General features: G+C 49.2%; 13 protein-coding genes. 7 read left to right on the forward strand and 6 right to left on the reverse strand.

Annotated features, from left to right (window positions below; genetic code table 11):
* Window positions 1-15 precede the first annotated feature (15 nt).
* On the forward strand, window positions 16-2,184 hold the full coding sequence (locus C6P39_RS11505) for a glycoside hydrolase family 2 protein (RefSeq protein ID WP_104803875.1): 2,169 nt from the start codon (window positions 16-18) through the stop codon (window positions 2,182-2,184).
* A 164-nt stretch (window positions 2,185-2,348) separates the two neighbouring features.
* On the opposite strand, the gene C6P39_RS11510 is transcribed toward C6P39_RS11505, so the two are convergent.
* From C6P39_RS11510 to aroC, 3 genes are all read right to left on the reverse strand, one after another.
* Window positions 2,349-4,673: a histidine kinase dimerization/phospho-acceptor domain-containing protein gene (locus C6P39_RS11510; RefSeq protein ID WP_104803876.1), complete on the reverse strand. Its 2,325-nt coding sequence runs from the start codon at window positions 4,671-4,673 to the stop codon at window positions 2,349-2,351.
* The gene (locus C6P39_RS11515; protein ID WP_065543494.1) at window positions 4,645-5,358 is read right to left on the reverse strand and encodes a response regulator transcription factor; all 714 of its coding nucleotides are present in this window, start codon (window positions 5,356-5,358) and stop codon (window positions 4,645-4,647) included. The genes C6P39_RS11510 and C6P39_RS11515 overlap by 29 nt, the downstream gene beginning before the upstream one ends.
* Window positions 5,359-5,488: 130 nt before the next feature.
* Window positions 5,489-6,595 (reverse strand): chorismate synthase, encoded by a 1,107-nt coding sequence (gene aroC / locus C6P39_RS11520; protein WP_104805911.1) that lies wholly within the window; start codon window positions 6,593-6,595, stop codon window positions 5,489-5,491.
* Window positions 6,596-6,838: 243 nt separating this feature from the next.
* Here aroC and C6P39_RS11525 point away from each other — a divergent pair, with 243 nt between their 5' ends.
* The 5 genes from C6P39_RS11525 to C6P39_RS11545 all read left to right on the forward strand — a co-directional run bounded on the left by C6P39_RS11525 (window position 6,839) and on the right by C6P39_RS11545 (window position 11,330).
* The gene (locus C6P39_RS11525; protein WP_104803877.1) at window positions 6,839-7,852 is read left to right on the forward strand and encodes an asparaginase; all 1,014 of its coding nucleotides are present in this window, start codon (window positions 6,839-6,841) and stop codon (window positions 7,850-7,852) included.
* Entirely contained in the window at window positions 7,849-8,121 is a 273-nt protein-coding gene (locus tag C6P39_RS11530; protein ID WP_095174837.1) for a DUF1294 domain-containing protein, read from the forward strand. The genes C6P39_RS11525 and C6P39_RS11530 overlap by 4 nt, the downstream gene beginning before the upstream one ends.
* Before the next feature lie 231 nt (window positions 8,122-8,352).
* A complete protein-coding gene (locus C6P39_RS11535; protein ID WP_095174835.1) occupies window positions 8,353-9,027 on the forward strand; it encodes a response regulator transcription factor in 675 nt (224 codons plus the stop codon).
* Entirely contained in the window at window positions 9,024-10,385 is a 1,362-nt protein-coding gene (locus C6P39_RS11540) for a sensor histidine kinase (RefSeq protein WP_104803878.1), read from the forward strand. Before C6P39_RS11535 ends, C6P39_RS11540 begins: the two co-directional genes overlap by 4 nt.
* A gap of 144 nt (window positions 10,386-10,529) precedes the next feature.
* On the forward strand, window positions 10,530-11,330 hold the full coding sequence (locus tag C6P39_RS11545; RefSeq protein ID WP_158661543.1) for a PepSY domain-containing protein: 801 nt from the start codon (window positions 10,530-10,532) through the stop codon (window positions 11,328-11,330).
* A 59-nt stretch (window positions 11,331-11,389) separates the two neighbouring features.
* On the opposite strand, the gene C6P39_RS11550 is transcribed toward C6P39_RS11545, so the two are convergent.
* Both C6P39_RS11550 and C6P39_RS11555 read right to left on the reverse strand, forming a co-directional pair.
* Window positions 11,390-13,303, reverse strand: coding sequence for an NAD(P)/FAD-dependent oxidoreductase (locus C6P39_RS11550; RefSeq protein WP_104803880.1), 1,914 nt, complete (start codon window positions 13,301-13,303; stop codon window positions 11,390-11,392).
* Window positions 13,304-13,624: 321 nt separating this feature from the next.
* A complete protein-coding gene (locus tag C6P39_RS11555) occupies window positions 13,625-14,974 on the reverse strand; it encodes an ISNCY family transposase (RefSeq protein WP_104803349.1) in 1,350 nt (449 codons plus the stop codon).
* A gap of 162 nt (window positions 14,975-15,136) precedes the next feature.
* Between C6P39_RS11555 and C6P39_RS11560 the strand changes: the two genes are divergently transcribed.
* Complete coding sequence (locus tag C6P39_RS11560) at window positions 15,137-16,564, forward strand: helix-turn-helix domain-containing protein (protein WP_104803881.1); 1,428 nt, start codon at window positions 15,137-15,139, stop codon at window positions 16,562-16,564.
* Window positions 16,565-16,568: 4 nt separating this feature from the next.
* Here C6P39_RS11560 and C6P39_RS11565 read toward each other — a convergent pair whose 3' ends face one another.
* Window positions 16,569-17,435 (reverse strand): class I SAM-dependent methyltransferase, encoded by an 867-nt coding sequence (locus C6P39_RS11565; RefSeq protein WP_104803882.1) that lies wholly within the window; start codon window positions 17,433-17,435, stop codon window positions 16,569-16,571.
* Window positions 17,436-17,628 lie beyond the last annotated feature (193 nt).

Consider the following 17,628-nt stretch of genomic DNA (forward strand, 5'->3'; position numbering starts at 1 on the left):
AGGAGGATGTAGGATATGGAGACAGTAAAAAATCTGGAGGACGGCTGGTATATTCTTCAGGATGTACATGATACGGGAGAAGAACTGGGCCTGTATACGGACAGAGGTGATTTTACGGAAATGGGTCCCCAGATATCAGAATGGGAAAGATTAAGCGAGTTAAAACATCTGCAGCTTTTGTTCGCCAATCAGCCTTATTTTGGGAGAGAACTCAGATATTTTAACCAGGCACCCTGGTGGTACCGCCATGAATTTGACTTGCCGGAGGGAAAGCAGCAGAGGGTCCGGCTGCAGTTTTCCAATGTGGATTATTACTGCAAAGTGTGGGTGAACGGGCTGCCTGCAGGGGAACATGAAGGGTATTCGGCCCCGTTTTCCTTTGATATAACAGACCTTGTCAGACCGGGAGCAAAGAACCTTCTCATAGTAAAAGTGAGTTCCCCCTGGGATGAGGAGGTGGAGAAGGGGAAAGAAGATTCCAGGACCATTCTTGTAAAGCGCAGAATGGTGAAGGGAACCTATGAGCATTCCGATACATTCATACAGCGTGACGTGAACCCTGTGGGGATTTACGGCAGGGTGGAACTTATTATAACCCAACAGGAATACATGGAGGCACGTCCGGAGATTTCTTATGAGCTTTCTGAAGGTATGGACAGCGCAGTGGTAAAGGCTAAGGTGGTACTTGGGGGACTCGTACCCGGTGCGAAATACAGGATGGTGCTGAAGATAAAGGATGAGAGGACCGGTATCCATAAGGCTGAGGCGGCTTTGGATTTTACTGCAGAGGGCGGTCAGGAGGAGAGGGTATGTTCTGTCAAGATGGAGGACTTTCTCCTTTGGAATACCTGGGATCACGGCCAGCCGCGCATGTATACCGCAGAAGTCCTGTTAGAGCGGGACGGCGGCAGGGTATGCGGAAAAGAGACGGTCTTTGCTTTCAGGAAAACAGAGATCATGCGGACAGGGGAGATGACACGTTTCCGTCTGAACGGCAGGGATTTCTTTGTACGGGGAACCTCTTATTTCCCGGACTGCTATATTTCTGCCATGACGGAAGAACGATATTACCGGGACTTGCTCAATATCAAGGCAGCCGGCTTTAACCTTGTGAGGGTTCATGTTCATGTGGAGCAGGACATATTTTATGATTTATGTGATAAAATGGGCATGGCGGTCATTCAGGATTCAGAGTATAACTGGACGCACCCCTCCACCGATGCGTGGGCAGAGAAATTCATCGGTATCTATAAGGAAAATGTCAGGATGCTGATGCGCCACCCATCCATTATCTGCTGGATCGGTATGAATGAACCCGGCTGCGTGGACCCGGATGGGGATACCAGAAGACGGTTCATGGAGGAGAATCCGGGGCCCAGGCTCTACCGTGAACTGCAGGAAATGGATGCTGACCGTCCGATCATCAAAGGCTCTTTCTGCAATGAGGATATATTTAGCGGGGACAGCCACAATTATCTGGGATCTCTTAGCGGCGGCCAGTACAGGGAGATTTACGGGACAACGGAGAAGCTCAATACAGAATACGGATTTGATGCACCTGCCTGTGCGGAGAGTCTGAAGAAGGTTCCGGTTGTCTACGGACGTCTTGCGGGGATTGAGAAGGAGATCCCTGCCATCCAGGATTACCAGTACAAACTGCTGAAATACTATACAGAGCACTACAGAATCCAAAAATATGCACCATGTTCCGGGTATGTCCAGTTCATGTTCATTGATTTGTGTCCGCAGAGCTTTTACGGTCTGTATGACTGGTGGGGGATTCCGAAGAAGGGACTTCAGGCCATGCTGGAGAGCAACAGTCCTGTGGGGATCTTTGCAAAGTACAGAGATGCCCTGGATGGTATCTATGCTGTGAATGACACGGATAAAAAATACGAAGACTGCGAAGTCTCTTGGGTGATAACAGAGTCAAAAGGCGGGGATATGGTGGAACAGGGCGCCAAAAAAATCCATATGGAGCCGGATTCAGTAAAAGAGGCTGTCCATTTTAAGGATGGTTATGGAGAAGGGAAGAGATGGGATCTGTATGTTAGTATTACCGGCAAAGATGGAAGCTGTATTGCGCAAAACTCCTACAGAGATATCTTTGCACTTTCATCCAGGGTCAAAGGCCATCCGGAGCGCATGAGCCATGAGACAGGAATGAGGATCTATTGGGCGTAATAAAAAAGATAACCCCGGTACTGCAATCCGTATGCAGTACCGGGGCTGTTTGCCATCAATGGTAGGTTTAATATGGTTATCCCAGGCAACTGCAATCCGTATGCAATACCGGGGCTGTTTGCCTGTAACTGTGAGGATACTGGACAGTTACGTTTTTTCTTATATCACGGTTTCGGGAACACAATCTCCACAGTGAACAAGTCTGCGTCCACCATGATCTGCAGGTTTCCGCCCTGAAGTTCTACAAAGCTCTTGGCAATGGCCAGGCCCAGTCCGCTTCCCTCTGTATTCCGGGAAACATCTCCCCGGACAAAACGCTCGGTGATCTCCGAAGGATTAAAGTTCAGCTCAGAGGCTGAGATATTCTTCATGGAGATACGGACCCGCTTCTCATCATTTTCCATATCCACATACACTCTGGTACGCGGCATGGCGTATTTGGTGATATTGACCAGAAGGTTCTCAAATACCCGGTAAGTTTTCTGGCTGTCAAGGGGAAGGACCACTTTTTCCTCAGGCAGACGCCAGCGGAAATAGAGGTTGGAAGCCTCGATCTTATCCTGAAGCTCCAGTTTCGCCTGCTGCATCAGGCTCACAATATCTACATCCATAATGTTCAGCGTCACATTTCTGCTGGTCGCTTTGCTGATCTCAAACAGATCCTCGATCAGCAGTTTCAGCCGTGTGGACTTCTGTTCCAGCACTTCAATGTAGCGGCGTCTCTCCTCATCCGGCAGATTCTCATCCTTCAGCAGATCCACATAAGTGATGATGGCTGTCAGAGGTGTCTTCAGGTCATGGGATACATTGGTGATCAGGTCCGTTTTCATTTTCTGACTCTTAACCTCTTCGTCCACAGCCATCTTGAACCCGCTCTGTATCTTAGTGATCTCCTCCCGGAAGGGTTCAAACACCCCCAGCTCCTCAGGAATGGTCCCGTTCAAGTTGCCGTCGGCAAGCTGGTTGGTTGCATCCAGCAGCCTGTGATACTGTTTCTGCAGATCATTGCAGTATTTACGCAATAGGAAGAACAGCGCAATGGAGTAAATGATCAGCGCCCCGATCCCCCAGACCCACATGAGGCTGATAAAGCCCAGGATGATAAAGTTGATCAGTACAACTTTGATCAGTACCTTTGTGGTATCATCCTTCAAATTTACATGAAGCATACTGTTGTATACATTTTTTATAGAACTTTTTGCCCATGGCCAGATACGGTAGATGATAACCCGTTCCTGAATGTAACGTTTCGGTCCTATGATAAAAACACATCTCAGACAACCGGCAGCCCAATAGCACACCGCGAAGATAAATGCCCATCCGATGAAGCCCCAGAAATACTGAAGTATAGAGGCAAGTTCCTGGGGAACGCCAATACTGTGCAGGACATTATAAATGGGTTCCTTGTTCATAGCGCTGCCGTCCACGGACATGGACAGGGAGAATCCCAGTATAAAGCTGGCTATGATACAGACCAGTTCAAAAGGTGCCTGGAAGATTTTTTCATCCCCCATCTGCAGTTGTTTGATAAACGGCAGCAGTAAAGCGGCTGCGGCCACCATACCGAGCAGGGTCAAAAAGACGATGGACAGATCATCGGTTGCCTGGTAAGTGTTGACTCCAAGATATTCCAGATATCCGCTGCCGGGCGAGCTTGACAAAAAGGTAGCCAGATTTTCGGCTGTCATCAGGTAAAGGTAGGTGCGGCCCTGTGGTTTCTGAAAGGGGGCATCCATACCGTACTGGCTGTCAAACTCAGAACATGGGTTCTGGCGGACCTGCTCGTTGAGAAGCTGCGTGGCATTGCTGGCTTTTCCTGAGAAAAATTCGGCCTGTGATACATTTCCGCTCTCATCGTACTTGATGACAGCACCGAAAGCATATTTTTTATCCAGGGCGTCGGCTTTTTCGCCGGAGAGGAGAGGTTCCAGTTCCTCTGTGGCATTGGAATCCACTATCTTTCCGTCTTCGTCCCGTACCTCGTACTGAAGATAGGAGCGCAGAGTGGAGAAGTTGTCTTCCCATCTGGAGAATTTGCTGGAGATCTCATTGGCGGATGCGATGACGGCTTCCTCAGAAGTATAGGATTCATACTCATCTCCGAAGGTATCTTTGTATTTGGAAGAGGGGAAGTTTTCTTCATCCAGAGTTTCCTGTGATATTTCCTGTGAGGAAGTATTGGACTTGGAACCGGAGTTACTGCTCTCTTCATTTTTTTTCGTTTGTGTGTCGTTTAAGGCAGAAGGGAAAAAGATGTCAAACGGGATCATAGCCGCCTGGTTTTCCCTCTGTTTTTCTTCCGCATAGAGCACATAGTTGGAGTGTGTAAGTGTGCTCATGAATGAGGAAGTGTTAAAATTCGGCTCAGAGTTACCCTGGCCTTTGATATAGTGCGGGCGGATGATCATCATAGCCAAAGAAGGCAGCAATATGACCAGCACCACCAGCACCAGAGCAAGTTTACGAGAATTTTTCAATTTTATATCCAACTCCCCACACCACCTTTAAATATTTTGGCTCCTTAGGGTTGATCTCGATTTTTTCGCGGATGTTGCGGACGTGTACCATGACCGTCTCCGTGTTCACGGCACGTTCATTCCACACACGTTCATAAATTTCATCAGCGGAGAATACCCTTCCAGGATTTTTGATCAACAGCAGGAGAATTTTGAATTCCATGGGTGTCATTTTTACAGGGGCTCCGTCTACTCGCACCTCGAAGGTGCTCTCGTTTAATTCGAGCCCGCCCATGGTGTAAATACTGTCCGTATTTTCCTGTTCTTTTTGCTGCAGTTTTTCCATGAATCGTTTGTAACGACGCATTTGAGAGTTCACCCTTGCCATAAGCTCCATTGGGGTAAATGGTTTGGTGACATAGTCATCGGCGCCGATGTTCAGCCCCATAACCTTATCCACCTCCTCGGATTTGGCTGAGAGCATGATAACCGGGAAATCGTGTTTTTCCCTGAGTTTCATGGTCATGGTGATGCCGTCCATGCGGGGCATCATGATATCCACGATCGCAAGATGGATCTCCTCCCGCTCCAGCATCTCCAGCCCTTCTACGCCGTCGCCTGCCTGGAACACTTCATATCCCTGGCTTTTCAGATAAATGGCAACAGCCTCCCGGATGTCCTTGTCGTCTTCTACAATTAAAATGTGATTCATTTCCATGGTATCTCTTCTCCTGTGTTCAGGAAACCACGCATCAGGACGCTGCCTGCCGCGCCGTTGCTCCTGCTGTTACTATACTGAGTATAGGAATCAAAATTAAAAAGTGTCGTGGTATAAAACGAAAAAAATTCTAAAGATTTTTAAAGAAATCTTTGACAGCATCCATACGTGTTGTCATACTTCCCAGCATGGCGTCCAGTATCACAAGGGCAGCCATGGACTCCACTACAACAACAGCTCTGGGCACGATAATGGGGTCATGCCGGCCTTTGATGGATATTTCAATATTCTCACCCTGGCGGTTTACCGTTTCCTGGACTGCTGCCACAGAAGGCGTGGGTTTGAAGGCGGCGCGCAGCAGAATGGGAGCACCGTCGCTGATCCCTCCGGTAATGCCGCCGGAATGATTGGTCTTTTTCCTTACATTTCCCTCTTCGTCCATCCGGTATGCATCATTATTATGTAAACCGTCAGAGGCAGCCACGGCGATTCCGTCACCGACTTCAAAGGATTTCACTGCACCGATGGAAAAGATGGCTTTTGCCAGAGCGGCATCCAGCTTTTCAAAGGCAGGTTCACCGATCCCCGCGGGAACACCTTTGATGACACACTCCACCATGCCGCCGGAGGAGTTTTTTTCTTTCATGCAGTCTTCCAGATAAGCCTGGGCTTTTTTGGCGGCCTCTGCGTCAGGCATATAGAGGGCATTGCGGCTCCTCTCTTCTATATCAAATTTACTCTTATCAATGGTGACCGGGCCGATGGAAAGGGTGTAGGCAGTGACTTCCACTTCCAGTTCCTTCAGTATTTTAGCTGCCACAGCGCCTGCAGCCACGCGGCCGATGGTTTCACGTCCGGAGGAGCGTCCGCCGCCTCTGTAATCCCGGAAGCCGTATTTTATATCATAGTTTCGGTCCGCGTGTCCGGGACGGTAACAATCTGCGATCTGGCTGTAGTCATGGGAGCGCTGGTCCGTATTCCGCACCATGAGGGAAATGGGAGTTCCCGTGGTTTTTCCCTCAAAGATACCGGAGAGGATCTCCACAGCGTCCGCTTCCTTTCTCTGTGTGGTAAAGCGTGACTGGCCCGGTTTTCTGCGGTCCAGATAAGCCTGGATATCCTCCAAAGAGAGAGGAAGCCCCGCAGGGCAGCCGTCAATGACCACGCCGATTCCGGCGCCGTGGGACTCGCCCCAGGTTGATATTTTCAATATATTTCCAAATGTGGAACCATACATAAGATACACCTCGTTTTCTTTCTTTTTTCTGCCGGTCACTGGCAGCATCCATTCTGCCCCGGCGATTATACTTTTTTCCTATCTTAGCACGGTTTTTATATAAAATCCATTGAAAACTGCCATGGGTTACGTTACACTAAAATAAATTTGTATTCCCGGTGCCGGACAGGAGGGCCGTGCAGATGCAGGCCGTATATAATGGCGCGTACCGGGGACAGTATAAAATTATAGAGGAAGAAAATAATGAAGAAGAAAATTTTGATCATAACAACAGGAGGCACCCTGGCCTGCGTCAGCAGTGAAAACGGCCTGCTGCCCGGGCTGGACAGCAAAGATATCCTGTCATACATTTCTGATATCACAAGCCTTTACGATGTGGATTTTTATGAATTGTTCCAGCTTGACAGCGCCAATATCCAGCCGGAGAACTGGCAGGCCATGGCGGAGGCTGTCTACGAAAAGTATAATGAATACCATGGGATCGTGATCTTCCATGGCACGGATACTATGGCTTACACCTCGTCCGTACTGTCCTTTATGCTGCTGAATATCCCCATCCCTGTTGTCATCACAGGCAGCCAGCTTTCTATCACCAACCCTCTGGCGGACGCGGTGGAGAACTGCAGATACGCTATCCATATGGCGGGAAGCGGTATGCCCGGCGTATTTCTGGCTTTTGACAGAAAAATCATGCTGGGGACCAGGGCCAGCAAGGTGCGGACCAGAAGCTTCCATGCATTTGAGAGTATTAATTATCCGTATGTGGGCGAGGTGGATTCCAGAGGGCTGGAAATCTATAAAGATTTCATCCCCGCCCCGTCAGGTCCCTGCGTGCTGGAGCGGAGACTGGAGAAGAAGGTCTTTCTCATAAAACTGGTACCAGGGTTTGACGGAAAGATATTCCAGTTTTTGTACGAGCAGGGGTACCGGGGTCTGGTCATAGAGGCCTTTGGCATGGGCGGCATCCCCACCATGTCCTCTGAGGTGCTGGATGAGCTGCGCCATGTGATCGACAAGGGCATGATCGTGGTCGTGAAGAGCCAGTGCCCTTATGAGGGAAGCAACCTCTCTGTGTACGAGACAGGCAGGGCAGCCCTTATGGCAGGTGCGTTCCAGGGCTATGACATGAGCACAGAGGCCATTGTCACCAAGGTGATGTGGATCTTGGGAAAACACTGGGAGAGAAAGAAAATCGAGGAAATGTTCTATAAAAATCTGGCAGGTGAGATCAAGATCCCTGAGAAAGAGATGGAATGATAAAAATAATAGCGGCCTGGCTGCTTGTGATCAATGTGGCGGCATTTGCCATGTTCGGAATAGACAAGTGGAAGGCAAAACATAAAAAGTACCGGATACCGGAATCCTGGCTTATGCTGTCAGCTATTCTGGGCGGTTCCGTGGGTGCTGTCTGCGGAATGGATCTTTTCCGTCATAAGACTCTGCATAAAAAGTTTAAACTGGGTCTTCCGCTGATCCTGGCTGTTCAGGTCCTGCTTGCGGCAGGATGGATGTGGTACAGCCGGTGACCGAACAGCCGTTACTATTCACGGCTGTTATCCCGCCAGGTGTTTTTATGCGCTTGCGCATGAAAATCCCGAGGCAGCCAGCGCGATATGGGGCAAAATGCTCCATATCTGTGCATCGCGAAGCGTGTTACTGTTTACAGAACTGTGTTTTTTGCAGGGCTGTGAATCGTAACGAACAGCCAAATCCTATCCGGGGATTGAAATTTACTGTGTTTGAAGGGAGGTGGCAGGATGCGCATATTGATTGCCGAGGATGAACGTGATCTGAACCGCCTGCTGGTGAAAAAGCTGACTGCTGAAAGCTACAGCGTGGATGCCTGCGTCAATGGGGAGGAGGCCCTGGACTGTCTGGCCTGCGCCCGGTATGATGCGGTGATCTTGGATATTATGATGCCTAAGACGGACGGTCTGGAGGTCCTTAAGTCTATGCGGAGGAAAAAGGACACTACGCCGGTACTGCTTCTCACTGCCAGGGATAGTGTGGAGGACCGGGTGAGAGGGCTGGATCTGGGAGCTGATGATTACCTGGTGAAGCCTTTTGCCTTTGAAGAGCTTTCCGCCAGGATACGCGTCATGCTGAGAAAGCCGAAAAAGGAGAAAAGCAGTGTGTGCACTGTGGCAGACCTGCATGTGCATCTGGATACCCGCCGTGTTTTCAGGGGAGAGCAGGAGATTATTTTGTCTTCCAGGGAATTTGCGGTGCTCCGGTATCTGATACAGAACGCCGGGATGGTTTTATCCAGGGAGAAGCTGGAGCAGCATATCTGGAATTATGACTATGCGGGAGGTTCCAATGTGATCGATGTCTATATCCGGTATCTGCGGAAGAAGATTGACGAGGGATTTGAGCCAAAACTCATCCACACGGTGCGGGGCGCCGGATACGTTCTGAGGGAACCTATATGAAAAATCTGTCTTTAAAACAAAAGCTGACAATCCTTTATACCATTCTCATGACGATCAATATCTGTGCTGTGTTTGCGGTCCTTTTTTCTCTCAGCAACAGGGAAATCTTAAGCTCCGTACAGAATCGGCTGCGTGAGAGCGTGGCAGGGGCTTTTGATGACATTGAGTGGGAGGATGGGAGGCTTAATTTCGACACAGACCTTCTGGAACTGGAAAACGGCGTGTATCTCTCTGTATATGATGAGGAGGGTGTACTCCTATACGGTAAGATCCCTTACGGCTTTGACCAGTCCATGGTCTTTCAGGACGGCCTGGTGCGGAGGCAGAAGGCAGAACGTGTGGAGTATTATGTACTTGATATGTCCTATGCGCCAAAAGAAGACAGGCATCTGATGGTAAGAGGGATCATATCCATAACAGACGCGGAGGAGAGCTTTCGGATAACCCTTCGGCTGGCCTTGGTCTTTCTTCCCCTTCTGGTGGTTCTCACTGCGGTTCTGGGATATTTCATGACCAGAAGGACCCTGCGCCCGGTGTCTCATATCACAGAGACAGTGCGCTCCATTCAGGAGGAGGAAGATTTGTCCAGAAGGATAGATCTGGGAGAAGGAAGGGACGAGATATACCGCCTTGCCTCCACATTTGACAATATGCTGGAACAGATCGAGGAGAGCATGAAACGTGAGAAACAGTTCACTTCAGATGTTTCCCACGAACTGCGCACGCCGCTGGCAGTTATATTGATGCAGTGTGATTCCCTTCTTTCACAGGATGGACTGACAGATGAGGTCCGGGAGGAAATTACGGTGATCCGGAAAAAAGCGGGAGGTCTTTCCGGGATGATCGCCCAGCTCCTTCTTTTGTCCAGAGCGGATCAGGGGCGTGAGAAAGTGACAAAGGAAACACTGGATCTCAGTGAGCTGTCAGAGATGGCAGCGGCGGAGATGACAGCCCTTGCAGAGGAAAAGGAGATACGGCTGGAAACAGAGATCGCGCCGCATCTGATGGTGTGCGGGGATGAAACCCTGCTTATCCGTCTTTGGCTGAATCTGCTCCAGAACGCGGTCACATATGGAAAAAGAGGCGGCTGCATCCGTATGAGCCTGCAGGATAAGGATGATATGGTTACCGGGTGTGTTGAGGACGACGGGATCGGTATAAGCGCAGAAGACCTGCCTCACATCTGGGAAAGGTTCTACCGGGCAGACAGTTCACGCAGTGACAGCGGAAGTTCCGGATTGGGCCTTTCCATGGTGCAGTGGATCGTCAGTGTCCACAACGGTACCATACAGGCCGCAAGCCAGCCGGGCAGGGGAAGCAGATTTACATTTCAGCTCCCAAAAGAGAAAAAAAGTTAATACTTTTAATGTGACTTTAATCTTTCTCTGATAAACTTACCGTATACAAAGAATAATAAGTATTGCGTGTATCCGCTGCAGTATATTATGAAGGCATCGGATGGATATGCGTAACATAGAAAATGTATGGAAGGAGTTTATCTTATGAGAAAAAAATATTTTGCATTTATTATGGCGGCAGCCATCTCTGCAGCGCTTCTGACAGCCTGCGGAGGCACAGGAACAGACCAGAATGGTGGGAACGGCAGCAAGGCACAAAACGGCGCCGTGCAGGATCCAGGCAGCGGAAGTACCGCACAGAATGCTGCAGGCCAGGATACCGGTAATGGAGGAGCAGCGCAGAATGCTGCGGGCCAGGATGCCGGTAATGGAGGAGCAGCACAGAATGCTGCGGGTCAGGGTGCCGGTAATGGAGGAGCAGCACAGAATGCTGTGGGTCAGGGTGCCGGTAATGGAGGCACGGCGCAGAACGCCGCAGGCCAGGATTCCGCGTCTGCTGTCTCTGAGGAGCAGGCCAGAAGTACAGCGTTAGCTGATGCGGGAGTGACGGAGGAGGAGATTACAGGGATTCGGGTGAAAAAAGACCTTGAGGACGGACGCCAGGTATATGATGTGGAGTTTTATTCCGGAAATAAGGAATATGATTATGAAATTGACGTTTCCACAGGCAGCATTCTGAGTTCGGATTTTGATATTGATGATGATTTTAAACAAGGCGGACAAAATGCATCCGGCCTGACTCCGGCAGTAAGCCAGGAGGAGGCATCCGCGGCAGCCCTTGCTAAGGTTCCGGGGGCAGGGGAAAAGGATCTGCGCATAAAGCTGGATGATGATGACGGCAAGCTGATCTATGAAGGCGATATCTATTATAACGGTACAGAATATGAGTTTGAGATAGACGCGGCCACCGGTGATTTTCTGGAATGGAGCCAGGAGCGCGATTAAAGAATAAAGACAGGGGAGGATTTCCTGATATAGGAGTCCTCCCTTGTCTTTGTATGTATCTATAGTTCGCTTACCGCATCATAAGCTTCATGGACAGCATTGAAAACCTTTCTTGCGGATACACAATCCCCGGCTTTTATGGTTTTGTAGTCCCTGGCAATTTCCTTATATACGGAATCATCAGGCCGGAAGCCCATGGCAAGGACCACGGTATCGCATGGGATCTTTTCCTTACCGCTTTCCTTTTGGACAACAATCCCGTCCGGTTCTATTTTCAGCAGTTTTGTGCTGACCTGTGATGGCACCTGATATTTCTGCATCAGGTCCATGATCATCATCATATTCTGCATGAATACCGGTTCAGGCAGCAGTTTGGGTGCCATTTCCACCACAGTCACTTTTTTGCCTTTCTGGGTCAGGTCCACGGCTGTCTCCAGCCCCACAAGGCCCCCGCCGATGACGGCAATGTTCTCCCCCAGAAGGGCATTGTTTAAAAGTGCATCGATGGCTGTGCAAACATTATCCCCGTGGATCCCCTCAATAGAACCGGGGACAATGGGACGGCTGCCAGCAGCCCAGATGACAGCGTCCGGCTTAAAGGCATCCACGGCCTCTTTGTCAGCCTCCATACAGAATTTTACCGGCACCTGCAGCCGGGTCAGCTCGTTCTGATAGTAGGAGAGCAGGTTTGCCATATCGGCCTTAAAGTTAGGGCGGGAGGCTGCCAGCACATTGCCGCCGATACGTTCCCTCTTTTCCCACAGTTCTACCTTATGTCCGGCCTGGGCAGCCGTGATGGCGGCTGTACATCCCGCCGGGCCGGCACCTACGACCAGTACCCGTTTGGGGTTAAGGGCGGGCTTTAGGTCATGGATCCCCTCCAGGCCTGCGCAGGGATTGACAGCGCACTGTACGCTCTGCCCAACACACACTCTGGCGATACAGCCCTCATTACAGGATATGCAGGGCCGGATTTTCTCTGTCTCGTGATCTGCCAGCTTGTTAGGCAGCTCCGGGTCTGCCAGAAGGCCCCTGCCAATGGCCACAATGTCCAGATCTCCATGGTTCAGGGCATATTCCGCCTTGGAAATATTACCCAGCCGTCCATGGGAGATGACCGGTATCCCCACAACTTTCCGGACTGTCCTTGCACTGCGCAGCTGTTTTACCTGCTCCTGCTGGTAAACAGGAGGCATTGCCATATACCAGTTGTCATGACACCCGGCATCCACGTGGAGGGCATGTACGCCCAGGGCTTCCAGGCGCCTGGCTATCTCAAGGCCCTCCTCCATGCCACGGTATCCCTCTTCTTCCGGCAGATAATGGCATGGGGTGTATTTTACGATCAAGGGGAAATCCTCCCCCAGGTCTGTTTTTACGATCCTGATCAAATCCGTGAGAAAACGCATCCTCCCGGTCAGGTCCCCGCCGTACTCATCTGTACGGATATTCCAGCGTTTGGTCAGAAACTGATCGGTGAGATACCCGCCGTAGGCGTGGATCTCAATGGCATCTGCGCCGGCCTTTTTGGCGTATTGGGCAGTTCTTCGGAAACCATTCTCAATGATCCCGATCTCATCCCTGGTGATCTCCTCACAGATGACTCTGGGGTCCATCCAGGGCACTGCTGAGGCACCGATGGGTTTTTTCCTTCCCGGAGGCGGTGTGGTGATCCTGCCGTTGCCGGGATGGATCTGTACACAGACTTTACAGTCATAGCTGTGAGCCTTTTCTGTCATGTTTTTAAAATCCTGAAAGCTGTCAGCGTCCAGCAGGGACGAAGGGCACATGCCCTCGATCTCCGGGGTGGCCAGCGTATTGCAGAAGATCATGCCCACCCCGCCTTTGGCCCTTGCCAGAAAATAAGCTCTGGTGCGCTCATCATAATTCCCCAGGTCAACACCCATGGGAGCCATGACCATGCGGTTTTTCAGCTTCAAGTTTCCAATGGAAACAGGTTGTGTCAATTTCATTATAATCCCTCCAGTCCTTGAGTTCGCAGTGCGTCCAGGATCCCATCGCCAAAGGCAGGCCTGCAAGGGGGTCTGCCTGTAACCGTGAGGCTGCCGGACCGTTACTATTTATCTGTAAATCCAGCATAGCCCAGACAGGCCGGGAAAGCAAAGGACAGTGAATGAAGGAAATATGAAAGGATTGAATTTGATAAAATTCAAATAAGTCAAGTATTGTCAATAAATTCACATGTAAAATGTCAATAACTTTTGAAAATGTCACTTTTTATTGTTCAGTTTCACTTGAGAAAATGTCACTTCTGTAAAAGGGCTTTTGCCCTTTTACGAAGCAGACTGCTGTTTCTCAAAGAATAGTTCATATAAAAATTTTAGCGACAGGTTGTAATCTTCCATCCACCAGATGGCTTTCCATTCATCGCTGCTATGGCGTAGTTGTAAATGGGGTTCTACGGTTTTGACCACCTTTTTGGACACTTTTATGCTGGCATTCTTGTTTTGTGGCTTTAGATACCGTATGGTTTCGTATATGCGCCCTCCATAAGCAATGCGAATCCCATACCGGGGATTGAGGAGCACCTCAATCTCCCTTCTCGCATTAATAATCGGAAATCCTTCGTCTAAGATCTGGAAACATCGGTTTTTGAACGAAAAGGTTCCAGCTGCATCGGTCTTCCTTTTATGCTTCACACAGAGAATGGTATCAATATCCATTCCTTCTGCCAGAGGAACGAAGATAGATTCTGCTTCTGGCTCAACGGAAAACCTCTGATTGAACAGCTCTTTGTATTCTTCTTCCAAGAAGCGGTTGGCATCTGCTACGGTGGTGATTCCACGCTTAGCGAATTCGACGGGGAGACGGCTCTGTAAGGTTACCCATAAACGTTCAATGCGCCCTTTGGCCTGTGGCGTCTTCGCAAAAATCAGGTCTATTCCCAGTTCATGCATGGAACGTCCAAACTGGGTCAGGTGGACCGTCTTTCCGGCGATCAGTTCATCCATGGTGAGCTTTCCTGTTTTTGGGGAACGGAAAATGGTGTGGTTGTCTGAGTAAATGGTTTGAGGGACACCAAAGTCCACACAGCATTGGCGCATCGTCTCGAGGTAGCCATAAAGGCATTCGTTCTGTGTGAGGAAAAGACCGACGACATTGCCCGTGGCATCATCAATTGCCCCATGGAGGGCGTATTTCGTGTTTCCGCCAAACCATTCATAGGGAGTAGCATCTATCTGGATGAGCTGGCCGGGGTGTGGTTTTCGCGTCCGCCGGTGTGTCCGGTGACGGATTTTTTTCTTTTTGGGGCTTTCAAAACCTGCATTTTTTAGTATACTGGAAAGTGCAGAATAGGAAAGAGCGATTCCAAAATCTGCGAGCAGTATGTCTTTGAAATGGAGGAAGTTGGCCCTAGACAATTCCGGGCGGGAATAAATCTTAAGGACAGCTTCCTTCGTTTCATCTGTAACAGCGTGAGCAGGCTTTCTACCAGTATTTTTATGAATCAGTGATTCAGCGCCAGAAGTAAGGACCCCTTTCTTTAAACGTGTAATCTGGCGGGTAGAAAGGCCAAGAAGTGAAGCTGCCTGTTGTCTGGAAATAGACTTGTCGATGAAACGATTGATGACAGTAAATGTTTTTAGTTGTTCTTGTGACAATGTAATTTTACCTTCTTTCATAACTTTTATAGTTTATCAAAAAGAGACAAAATCTCAAGTGATTCTTAAGGAGACATTATCACAAGTTAATAACATAAATTCACATGTAAAATTGCTTTTAGCCGATATGTTTGCTATACTTTCATTTATAGGAACCGTTATGTGCGAGAGCGGGGTGAGAGCATGAATTTCAGCGTTTTATTACAGAGATTAATTCATATTACCGGTGTGAAACCACAGGTGCTGGCAGACAGACTTGGATATGATGTATCATATATCAGCAAATGGCAAAGCGGCGCCAAGCTGCCTTCTTCCAGGAATGCAGAGGAGCTGTCTGAAAAAATGGCTCATTTCTTTGTGTCTGGTGCTGACGAGGGCAGGAAAAAAGCCATACAGGAGGCTGTTGGACCGGAAAATATGGAGGATGACTTAGAAAAGGCACTGAAAAAATGTTTTCTCCGGTCACTGCTCATGCAGAAACAGCAAAAAGAAGAGATCAGGAAAGTACGGGAAAAAATCTCCTACGATTCCCTTTGGCAGGACAAAGAGGTGGCAGCCGGTGCTGTGGGCAGTATGATCTATGAAATCTGTGCCCAGGCCGAAAAGGATGTGGACATTATTGTCACCTGTCCCTTCCAGGAATACGTGACAAAAGACAATGATTTTTTCAAAAAAATGGAGGATCTGGAGCAAAAGGGGGTCACTGTCAGGATCCATCAGTTTATAGACATGGAAAAATTCAGGGATCAGACAGATGCCTACTGCCGCTGCATAGCCATGTATCTGACTCCCATCTTTTCCGTGAGATATTATTTTTATGAACTGCCCGGCGCAGCCGCAGACATTCCTGTTCTGGTATTAAAGGACGGTCTTTTAGTCACAGAGATCCAGGAGCCTTTTACCAGAGAGAGATACACCACAGTCATAAAAAACCGTCCTCTGGTCAACGCCTACTATGACGCAGCCTCCGCCTGCCTTCTTGTTCAGAAGCCGCTGGTGGAAGAATACTCCGTGAGCAAAATGTACAGGGAAAAATATATCTTTGACTATATGATGCAGAACGAGTACCGTTACCTTCTGAGGTCCATGCACATCATCCATCTGCCGGATGACATGCTCTGGGACCTGTGTCAGAGATACACACCGGACCGGGAAAGCGCCATTTTGCAGTACAATATGAACCGGAACTCCTTCCAGGCTCCGGTTACAGCGGTCATATACAAATCCACACTTATGGATTACATCTTTGATGGGAAGATCAATATATTCGGAAAAGAAGTGAAGGTGGACAGAGCTTGGAGGATGCGCCACATCAGCCATCTCATAGAAGAATTAGAAAAAAACAGCAGTATCCGTATACTCCTTCTGGAAAACAACAACCCATACATAGGATACCACGACCTGCAGAGCACCATTTATTTCTGCCGTGATACCGTATTTGCCATGTCTGTTCAGAACGGAACATCCAGCTACTACCGTTTTTTCTCAAAAAAACTCATAGACCAGTTTAACGAATTTTACGGGCACATAGAGAATGCCGGTGATGAATATCTTCTGAGGGGCCATAAAGTCACAGACTTCCTTGCCCAGGGCCTAAAATTCATTTCATAGCCCTTTACTTATCATCACATTCCCAGCGGCCGGAAGCACCACAGGGCAGCACAAGTCCGCTTTCCCTTACGGGCAGCCCGATTTCCTGGGAATCCACTTTTCCATGAAGGTCCTTCAGCTCTGTAGCCAGCATATAAGTCAGCACGGCCGGCGCAAGCCCGGTGGTATAAGAATTCACCAGAAAGAAAAGCGGTTTATCACTGAGAAGCTGTGCACACAGTTTGATCAGCGGATGGATCGCTTCTTCAATCTTCCAGATCTCACCCTTAGGTCCCCTGCCATAAGAAGGCGGGTCCATAATAATGGCATCATAATGATTCCCCCTGCGGATCTCCCGTTCCACAAACTTCACACAGTCATCCACCAGCCACCGGATCGGTGCCTCCCCCAGTCCGGAGGACACAGCATTCTCCTTAGCCCAGGAAACCATCCCCTTAGAAGCATCCACATGCGTGACCGCCGCTCCCGCAGCCGCAGCTGCCAAAGTAGCCCCGCCCGTATAAGCAAACAGATTCAGAACCTTAACCGGCCTTCCGGCCCCTTTGATCTTATCCGAAAACCAATCCCAGTTCACCGCCTGCTCCGGAAAAAGCCCGGTATGCTTAAAACTAAAAGGTTTCAGGTTAAACGTAAGCTTCCCATACCGGATACACCACTGCTTGGGCAGATCAAAAAACTCCCATTCCCCTCCCCCCTTCGTACTCCTGTGATAATGCCCGTTCATCTTCCTCCACCCGGCATTTTTCCTGGGCGTATCCCAAATCACCTGCGGATCCGGCCGAACCAACAAATAATCCCCCCACCGCTCCAATTTCTCCCCGTCAGAGGTATCAATAATCTCATAATCCTTCCACCCATCAGCAATCCACATACATTTAATTCCTCTCAATCCTTAATTTCTTATTCAATCACACTTAATCCTAATAAGTTTTTTGTTCCCAGTGTCCGGCAACACAGCCCGCTGCGCCTCTCTCATCGGAGTCAAATTTCCCACATCATATTGAGCAGAGCGCAATAAGCATAAACTGTGACGCACAGCTTGCCGAAGCAATTTTCAAACACAT

This window comes from Blautia marasmi (genome assembly GCF_900258535.1).
In the GTDB taxonomy this organism is placed as follows: Bacteria; Bacillota; Clostridia; order Lachnospirales; family Lachnospiraceae; genus Blautia; species Blautia hominis.

What these genes read in the sequence shown, in the direction of transcription:
- C6P39_RS11550 (WP_104803880.1), bottom strand. Translation starts at nt 13,303, where the DNA reads ATGAAATTGACACAACCTGTTTCCATTGGAAACTTGAAGCTGAAAAAC.
- C6P39_RS11555 (WP_104803349.1), bottom strand. Translation starts at nt 14,974, where the DNA reads ATGAAAGAAGGTAAAATTACATTGTCACAAGAACAACTAAAAACATTT.
- C6P39_RS11535 (WP_095174835.1), top strand. Translation starts at nt 8,353, where the DNA reads ATGCGCATATTGATTGCCGAGGATGAACGTGATCTGAACCGCCTGCTG.
- C6P39_RS11565 (WP_104803882.1), bottom strand. Translation starts at nt 17,435, where the DNA reads ATGTGGATTGCTGATGGGTGGAAGGATTATGAGATTATTGATACCTCT.
- C6P39_RS11525 (WP_104803877.1), top strand. Translation starts at nt 6,839, where the DNA reads ATGAAGAAGAAAATTTTGATCATAACAACAGGAGGCACCCTGGCCTGC.
- C6P39_RS11560 (WP_104803881.1), top strand. Translation starts at nt 15,137, where the DNA reads ATGAATTTCAGCGTTTTATTACAGAGATTAATTCATATTACCGGTGTG.
- C6P39_RS11515 (WP_065543494.1), bottom strand. Translation starts at nt 5,358, where the DNA reads ATGGAAATGAATCACATTTTAATTGTAGAAGACGACAAGGACATCCGG.
- C6P39_RS11505 (WP_104803875.1), top strand. Translation starts at nt 16, where the DNA reads ATGGAGACAGTAAAAAATCTGGAGGACGGCTGGTATATTCTTCAGGAT.
- C6P39_RS11545 (WP_158661543.1), top strand. Translation starts at nt 10,530, where the DNA reads ATGAGAAAAAAATATTTTGCATTTATTATGGCGGCAGCCATCTCTGCA.
- C6P39_RS11540 (WP_104803878.1), top strand. Translation starts at nt 9,024, where the DNA reads ATGAAAAATCTGTCTTTAAAACAAAAGCTGACAATCCTTTATACCATT.
- aroC (WP_104805911.1), bottom strand. Translation starts at nt 6,595, where the DNA reads ATGTATGGTTCCACATTTGGAAATATATTGAAAATATCAACCTGGGGC.
- C6P39_RS11530 (WP_095174837.1), top strand. Translation starts at nt 7,849, where the DNA reads ATGATAAAAATAATAGCGGCCTGGCTGCTTGTGATCAATGTGGCGGCA.